Source organism: Marinomonas phycocola (genome assembly GCF_047525455.1).
In the GTDB taxonomy this organism is placed as follows: Bacteria; Pseudomonadota; Gammaproteobacteria; order Pseudomonadales; family Marinomonadaceae; genus Marinomonas.
On record NZ_JBLIXL010000042.1, the window covers coordinates 1 to 6,464 of the forward strand.

Annotated in this window: 8 protein-coding genes and 1 pseudogene; 3 read left to right on the top strand and 6 right to left on the bottom strand. The window is 38.3% G+C overall.

Annotated elements, in window-relative coordinates; genetic code table 11:
* The first annotated feature begins 696 nt into the window (after window positions 1–696).
* Both ACMUMJ_RS16630 and ACMUMJ_RS16635 read left to right on the top strand, forming a co-directional pair.
* Complete coding sequence (locus ACMUMJ_RS16630; RefSeq protein WP_414679970.1) at window positions 697–1,869, top strand: AAA family ATPase; 1,173 nt, start codon at window positions 697–699, stop codon at window positions 1,867–1,869.
* Window positions 1,870–1,897: 28 nt separating this feature from the next.
* Window positions 1,898–2,815, top strand: a complete 918-nt coding sequence (locus ACMUMJ_RS16635) for a homoserine kinase (RefSeq protein WP_414679971.1) — start codon at window positions 1,898–1,900, stop codon at window positions 2,813–2,815.
* Window positions 2,816–3,163: 348 nt separating this feature from the next.
* On the opposite strand, the gene ACMUMJ_RS16640 is transcribed toward ACMUMJ_RS16635, so the two are convergent.
* The 5 genes from ACMUMJ_RS16640 to ACMUMJ_RS16660 form a co-directional block, all read right to left on the bottom strand.
* Complete coding sequence (locus tag ACMUMJ_RS16640) at window positions 3,164–3,439, bottom strand: hypothetical protein (protein ID WP_414679972.1); 276 nt, start codon at window positions 3,437–3,439, stop codon at window positions 3,164–3,166.
* Window positions 3,436–3,858 carry an immunity protein PIM1 family protein gene (locus ACMUMJ_RS16645; protein ID WP_414679973.1) on the bottom strand — a complete coding sequence of 141 codons (423 nt, stop codon included), beginning with the start codon at window positions 3,856–3,858 and terminating at the stop codon, window positions 3,436–3,438. Before ACMUMJ_RS16645 ends, ACMUMJ_RS16640 begins: the two co-directional genes overlap by 4 nt.
* A gap of 136 nt (window positions 3,859–3,994) precedes the next feature.
* Window positions 3,995–4,273, bottom strand: a complete 279-nt coding sequence (locus ACMUMJ_RS16650; protein ID WP_414679974.1) for a hypothetical protein — start codon at window positions 4,271–4,273, stop codon at window positions 3,995–3,997.
* Between the two features lie 166 nt (window positions 4,274–4,439).
* Window positions 4,440–4,883 carry an IS200/IS605 family transposase gene (tnpA, locus tag ACMUMJ_RS16655; RefSeq protein ID WP_414679975.1) on the bottom strand — a complete coding sequence of 148 codons (444 nt, stop codon included), beginning with the start codon at window positions 4,881–4,883 and terminating at the stop codon, window positions 4,440–4,442.
* Window positions 4,884–4,987: 104 nt separating this feature from the next.
* Window positions 4,988–5,449, bottom strand: a complete 462-nt coding sequence (locus ACMUMJ_RS16660) for an SMI1/KNR4 family protein (protein WP_414679976.1) — start codon at window positions 5,447–5,449, stop codon at window positions 4,988–4,990.
* 368 nt (window positions 5,450–5,817) lie between these two features.
* Between ACMUMJ_RS16660 and ACMUMJ_RS16665 the strand changes: the two are divergent.
* Window positions 5,818–6,150, top strand: a pseudogene (locus ACMUMJ_RS16665) (transposase); the annotation flags it as partial.
* A gap of 32 nt (window positions 6,151–6,182) precedes the next feature.
* Here the strand turns inward: ACMUMJ_RS16665 and ACMUMJ_RS16670 are convergent.
* Window positions 6,183–6,464: transposase domain-containing protein (locus ACMUMJ_RS16670; RefSeq protein WP_414679977.1), on the bottom strand; the 282-nt coding region annotated here is incomplete at its 5' end.

Genomic DNA, 6,464 nt, shown 5'->3' on the forward strand with positions numbered 1-6,464 from the left:
GTCAACTGCTGATAATTCATGTTGGTACTGCTTAGTTTTGTGGTGAAAAGAAGTGTACCCACTTCAGCAGTTGGCTTCTTCTACACCTGATTAGCAGTGTCGCACTTATTATCTGAATTTAGGTTTTAATACCCTTCTTTCTATTATAACTTGGTATTAACATAGGCTTGGGGGCTAGAATTATGACTTCTTTTTATTGCGCGATACTAATCTGTACTTAGGTCGCTTCGCTGGCCTGCTTGGGGGTGTTGGCTAATTCAGTCGCAATCGCTCTGGTCCTTTTACTTCATCCGTATTTTCTATAGTTGATAATATGTAAATGTTTTCCAAAAAATCAACATCAAAAACTGTTTCATTATCCAGGGCTGTAGTAGCTCAAACTTGAACTAAAAGACAGTGTCAGCAAGGTTGCATACTGACCAATCTAATTTAGTCATTGGGATAATGTCGTTGTTGGACGCCTCTTTGGCAGCCTTAAGCATGATTGGATTTTAAAAGTGAACCAACTGACACATGATCACATGAATTAACTATGAACTATCTGAAACAAAAGTGTACTATTTGAGTTGGCCAAAATTTATTGTCATGCGCCACCACTGCGATTGACAAATAAACTATTCAATACGGTAATATACGCATTCTTTTACTCGAATTTTCTCTCTGAAACAACTATTATTCAAGGAAAAATATAATGTTATGCTAAAATATTTTGCTTGCTTTAATTACCGCTCTTTGAAGAACATTATCACTCCGTTAGGCTCCTTGAGCGTTGTGACTGGGCAAAATGGAAGTGGGAAATCGAATTTGTATAAATCTTTGCGGCTTTTGTCCAGCGCAGCCGATAATATAATTTCTTCCTTGGCGAATGAGGGCGGGCTTGATAGAATATTCTGGGCTGCCCCTAGCTCACTGACAAACGATATGAAACATGGTCGCACTCAGGTTCAGGCAAGCGCAAAGAAAGTATCTCGATTAAATCTTGGGTTCGTTGCCGAACAATTTGGTTATAGCATTTCTCTTGGACTACCTACTCCACCAGACCCTAAAAATCCAGATCCCTCTATGTTCCATCTGGATCCAGAAATTAAACGGGAATGTATCTGGGCGGGAGACTTCTATAGACCTTCTTCTTGTCTAGTCGATAGAAAAGGTCTAACAGTGAAAGTTCGCTCGGGTAATAAGTGGATAGTTTATACCTCTGATCTTAACAATTACGAAAGCATACTAAGCGAAATAAGCGATCCAGTCGCAATACCGGAAGTGCATATTATTCGAAAATTCATACAAGGGTGGAGATTTTATGATCACTTTCGAACTGATTCTGAGTCGCAAATAAGAATTCCCCAAATTGGCTCAAGGGCCACAGTTCTGGATCACGACGGAATAAATTTGGTTTCTGCTCTAAGAACTATCTATGAAATAGGTGACCGGGTGAAACTAGCCAACTCGGTGGAAGATGCATTCCCTAGTATAACACTAGATTTTCATGCAGACAACGACAATCGTTTTATGTTGCTCGTAAAACAAGAAGGCTTAATCCGCCCGCTAAAATTATCAGAACTGTCTGATGGGACATTGCGTTATCTGGCCTTGATTGCAGCTCTATTGGCACCAAGACCGCCACCATTACTGATACTAAACGAACCTGAGACGAGTCTACACGCTGACTTGCTTCCTGCATTAGGTCGGTTGATTCTCATGACATCTATGAAAACTCAGCTTTGGGTTGTGTCACATGCTCCACGACTTATTGAAACACTTGAAGAACACAACGATTTTTACCCAATAAATATTTATAAAGAAATGAGTGAAACACATATTGCTGGACAAAAGCTGTTTGATATACCCCTCTGGAACTGGCCTGAGTGATTTAGCTGTTATAGGATAAAACAATCAAATGAATGTATTTTTAAAACCAGACGAGATAGTAGAAATTGTCAGAGCTAATTATTCGCTGGACAAAATCAAGCACTGCATGTTTATCATACGTGGAATGAACGATAGTTATTTCATAGCAACATCGAAAGAGAAATATGTCTTTCGAGTGTATTTGAATAATAAATACTTTATTAAGTCTGACAGCGCATACCGTTTTGAATTGGATTTACTTGCCTATTTACATCAAAATAACGTACCAGTAGCAAATGCTTTAGCGAACATTAATGGCAAGTTACTGGGTACAGTTCAAACGACGCTAGGTGACAGGTCATTTGCATTATTTCCATACGCAGAAGGAATACCACTTGCCTCTCGCTCAATAACAAGCAACCAATGTTACAATATTGGAAAATATTTGGCCAAAATACATCAAACTTCCAATTCGTTTATTACCACACATAAACGGTATAGGCTAGATTTAAAATATCTGATAGAACAACCCCTTAAACTGATTTCAGAGGGAGCTGAAACTAAAGGTACAAATCCTAAATTCGATGAGCTGATTGCTGAAGGTGAGAGGATCGTCGGAATGCTCCAACCTCTCGATAATTACATAGAACGGATAAATAACATTAGCTTAAACAGCGATCAATTCGGTATCATCCATGCCGACCTCCACCCAGGCAATATGCACTTCTATGGTGATGAAGTGACCATCTTCGATTTTGATCATTGTGGATTCGGATGGCGAGCGTATGATCTGGCTATCGCTTATCACTACCCCACGACAGAACAACGCGACTCAATAATAAGCGGATATGAGTCACTTAGACCACTTAGTGACGAAGAAAGGGATAGTTTGCAAGATTTCGCAAATCTCAGAAATCTCTGGAACATCGGAGATATAATAGCTACGGAAACACTAAGAGATTTATGATAACCTTATTTCTTTGCAAAAGATCAGCTCAATGTTATCACTCTACGCGTAGTTTGGCTCCGATTATTACAAACTGTTAAAATTGATTATATTGATAATTTATGTATTAGTTCCGATCTAATCTGACACATCTCCTTGCAAAAGAGAGAGTTACCCGTTTTGATAAAGGTGTCGAATCTTAAATCAAAACAAAAGGTGCTTCTAGTTTGATCCCTAAAAGGATGAACAATTTCATCTTCATATTCAGTCAAATCAGGGTATAAGTATATTTCTTTTAAAATCATGGTCTTGAATGCCTAGCAGGGTCTAACTCTTTTCTTAAACGGGAGGCATTATCTCTCTCCCACTTCAATATTTCTTCTCTAGCACCTTGTCCTGCTGGTACCGTACCTGTTTAACAACACGCGGAACGTAACGGCCTTCATTCCCTAGCTCTTTATTCCACCTATTTGCTTGGGAATTTGCACGACGCGAGCTTCCATTCTGATTTAACTGGCCACCACTAACACCTGTCTTGGCAACGTTATCTGTTTTAGTATCAACTATTTCATAACCATCATTAGCTAACCCTTGACTTCTAGCATAACTTCTTGTCGCTTTATGTGTATTGTTGATTTGCCTCAAACCAAATCTGAAATGGGAACAGTTTGATTTTTCAACAAACCTATAGGAAATTCTCCGTTTAAATATGTCCCTAATAAAGACGCAACCCAAGGATCAGAAGAGATAATTACAATCGATTTAGCTATAAGCTCAAAATCATCACTAACATACTCAGCTATTTCTCCATTAGCTAAGTTTTTATTCGCAGCCTTAAATGATTCTTCTCTAATTTGCTCAATAAAATCTAAAGTAGCTTGCCCCAAGTTTTGATTCGCCAACTCTAATTCCATTTTTTCATTTGCTAAAACCCAATCACTATCGAACGGATCTTCATCTCTTTTATCAAGTAATTCGTCAATATCTATTTCATCACAATTTATCGAGCTGATAATGTCTCCATTTTTTATTTTTAGCATAAGATCCAACAATTTTTTATTCATAACATCCCTCTTGCTTTGAAATAATTTTCAATACTTGTCACCGCATCTTTTGGAGTCAAACCTTCACCTAAATTATATTTTCCACTTGGTGACCTAACATCAACTTTTATATCATCCAAACCTTCATAGGATTTTTCTATGTGTTTATAAGATACTGATTCGTAAAAGAAAAATTTCCTTGACGAGGTCCAATAATAGCCCTCTCTGCATCATGTGATCTCCAATGGTCATGGCTTGGGTTATCTCCTTTAAAGTGCAGAGTAGGACGATCTTTATCTGATCTAGATACTTCAAACTCTCTTCCTTTGCTTTTTCGCACAGCAGGAACATGGTGCCCGGCCGAGCCAACATTCATTTTCTTATTTACATCATCCTTATCAGGATGAGCCGCCCCAGCCAATCCCAGCGGGTCCACCCAATCCTCAGGGTTATGTACATAAGCTTGGGGTCTGTGGTACTTGTCTGTACATAGGCTACTGTGTTGGCCTATTTGGGTCTATTAACTAATTCAACCGCAAGCGTTCTGACCTCGATTGTTTTAGTTTTTTACTATAAAAAACTCGGCCGCAAGCGACCGAGTTTTAAAACAGACCCAACTGCTTGGCGTTCTTTTCTTTACTGTCCAGCTCGACTAGTTGGTTTTGAACATATTTCCTGATTGTCTCTTCATTGGCATTACCGATGGTTTCGACGAAATAGCTTTGTGTCCACAACTTACCACCCCAAAAGTATCGCTTCTTGATATCTGGATATAACTTAAAAAACTCTCTTGCTGAGATACTTTTTACAACTTGCATTACATGACTAGGAGCCATTTTCGGTTCACCTTTGATAACCATGTGAATATGATCTTCTGGGATTTCTAACTCTTGAATATCAAAATCATAGTCATAACCAATCTTGTGAATGATCGTCTTCATTGTTTCGCGATAAGGCTCTACAAATATTTTGTGACGATACTTCGGTATCCAAACAAAGTGGTACATTAACCGGTATACGTGATGTGTATTTCTCTGAAGTTCCATATGATGAATAGCATAAACTGGAAAAAGACCCAGTTTATGCTATCCAGCACGGGGGCAAGCCCCCGAGATTTACGCTCCACGGGTTAAAGTAACTCTGACACCTTTTATTGTGACCTTAATTCAAGGTATTGTGCAAAAAAACGTTCAAAATTATTCGAAATAATAACGTCTACTTTTCTTGTGAAAATGTTGTAATTTACAATTTTAACATCACTAAGTTTTGTTGATGCTTGAGTGCAATCTAGACACCAGCATATTTCATCATTCTCCCAAACTACTACTGCTAGCTTTTGAGGAAGTTGGAAACGTTTTCTAACTTCTAAGGTGTCCCCATATACTGTCCCACCGTTTGTTAGAGTCGCATCATTTGATTCAATTCCAGATATTTCTTCACTTATTACGCCACCTCCACCATATGTTTTAAGGAAATCGCAAAAATCTTCGGGAAGAATTAAATCTAAAGCATTCTCTAATGTTTTTATTTGATCTACAGAAGCTGCTCCTTGCCAGAATATTTCATTTCCTGCTTTTTCTACTTGCATTATTTCTTTTGAAAAATCTTTCATATATCTATCAAATAATTATTTTTTCGCCAGCTGAATTGACAGCATGAACATGTGGGCTGGAATGGTGAAATGTTTTAAGATTTCCTGTTTATTCAACCTCAAACAATCTTGTTTTTGGTTGCTATTCATAGGCGTGTTTGCCGCCAAAGGGATTGTGATAATAAGTAATAAGCTGCTCATCACTGACTATTAATGAAGGCTGTCTTCTTTATCGACATTAGTTTGAAGTCACTTTTGCTCATTTGTTGATAAGCTTGCTGTTACTCCTAAATTCAGATAATAAGTGCGACACTGCTAATCAGGTGTAGAAGAAGCCAACTGCTGAAGTTGGTACACTTCTTTTCACCACAAAACTAAGCAGTACCAACATGAATTATCAGCAGTTGACCGAAGGCAAAAGATACCAGATTTCTGCTCTTTTAGGGCAAGAAATATCAGTGGCAAATATTGCACGTACACTAAATTGTCATAGAGCTACGATTTATCGTGAGTTAAAGCGGAATAAAAAAGTAACAGAATATTGCCCTGACAACGCTCAAAGAGCTTGTTTGATAAGACGAAAGACGTCGGCTAAATATCGCATTTCATCAGAGACGATTAATTTTATTCGTATGTTAATTGAAATCGACTGGAGTCCTGAACAAGTCTCCAATGTACTCAAAAACTGTGGTATTCCGGTCAGTCATGAATGGATTTATCGTAAGCGTACGGCAAACCACACCTTGTTTCTATCTTAGAGCTTAATATTCCAAGGCAGCAGGTCTTCTAGGCTGTCCTCTGTATTGTGCTTCGGAAGTTCTTCAAATAATTTCACTAGATATTCGTAAGGGATTAACCCATTCGCTTTCGCTGTTTCGATAATACTGTAAAGAACCGCGCTACTTTTTGCACTGTTACCTGTATTTGAAAACAACCAGTTTTTGCGTCCAATGACAAACGGCTTAATCGCTCGTTCCGCACGATTGTTGTCTAACTGGAGTTCGGGAGATTTCAGATATTGAACCAGCTTGTCCCA

Bases quoted from the DNA above. Each gene is read 5' to 3' on its own strand.
- ACMUMJ_RS16645 (WP_414679973.1), bottom strand. From the start codon at position 3,858: ATGAATAAAAAATTGTTGGATCTTATGCTAAAAATAAAAAATGGAGAC.
- ACMUMJ_RS16660 (WP_414679976.1), bottom strand. From the start codon at position 5,449: ATGAAAGATTTTTCAAAAGAAATAATGCAAGTAGAAAAAGCAGGAAAT.
- ACMUMJ_RS16630 (WP_414679970.1), top strand. From the start codon at position 697: ATGCTAAAATATTTTGCTTGCTTTAATTACCGCTCTTTGAAGAACATT.
- tnpA (WP_414679975.1), bottom strand. From the start codon at position 4,883: ATGGAACTTCAGAGAAATACACATCACGTATACCGGTTAATGTACCAC.
- ACMUMJ_RS16635 (WP_414679971.1), top strand. From the start codon at position 1,898: ATGAATGTATTTTTAAAACCAGACGAGATAGTAGAAATTGTCAGAGCT.